The sequence below is a fragment of the Paradesulfitobacterium ferrireducens genome (assembly GCF_017310645.1).
In the GTDB taxonomy this organism is placed as follows: Bacteria; Bacillota; Desulfitobacteriia; order Desulfitobacteriales; family Desulfitobacteriaceae; genus Paradesulfitobacterium; species Paradesulfitobacterium ferrireducens.
Genome location: NZ_JAFLRH010000036.1, coordinates 1 through 614 on the forward strand (window position 1 = coordinate 1; position 614 = coordinate 614).

Below are 614 nucleotides of genomic sequence, written 5' to 3' on the forward strand. Positions count from 1 at the left end.
AGCCATAGCTTCGGTGATACGCTTGAGCCCCGTTACATTTTCGGCGCAGAACCACTCGACCAGTGAGCTATTACGCACTCTTTGAATGGTGGCTGCTTCTAAGCCAACATCCTGGTTGTCTGGGCAATTCCACATCCTTTTCCACTGAGCGTATACTTTGGGACCTTAGCTGATGGTCTGGGCTGTTTCCCTCTCGACTATGAAGCTTATCCCCCACAGTCTGACTCCCAATCTAAATGTTTTGGCATTCGGAGTTTGATAAGGTTCGGTAACCTGGTAAGGCCCCTAGCCTATTCAGTGCTCTACCGCCAAATATCATCAATTGAGGCTAGCCCTAAAGCTATTTCGGGGAGAACCAGCTATCTCCGTGTTCGATTGGCATTTCACCCCTACCCACAGCTCATCCCCTGCCTTTTCAACGACAGTGAGTTCGGGCCTCCAGTGGGTTTTACCCCACCTTCACCCTGGCCATGGGTAGATCACACGGTTTCGGGTCTACAGCATGTAACTTGTCGCCCTCTTCAGACTCGCTTTCGCTTCGGCTCCGATTTCTCATCTTAACCTCGCTACATACCGTAACTCGCCGGTTCATTCTACAAAAGGCACGCCATCAC

At 51.0% G+C, this 614-nt stretch carries 1 rRNA gene; it reads right to left on the reverse strand.

Going from position 1 to position 614, the window contains the following annotated elements:
- Positions 1-614 (reverse strand): 23S ribosomal RNA (locus tag J0X21_RS12060); the annotation flags it as partial.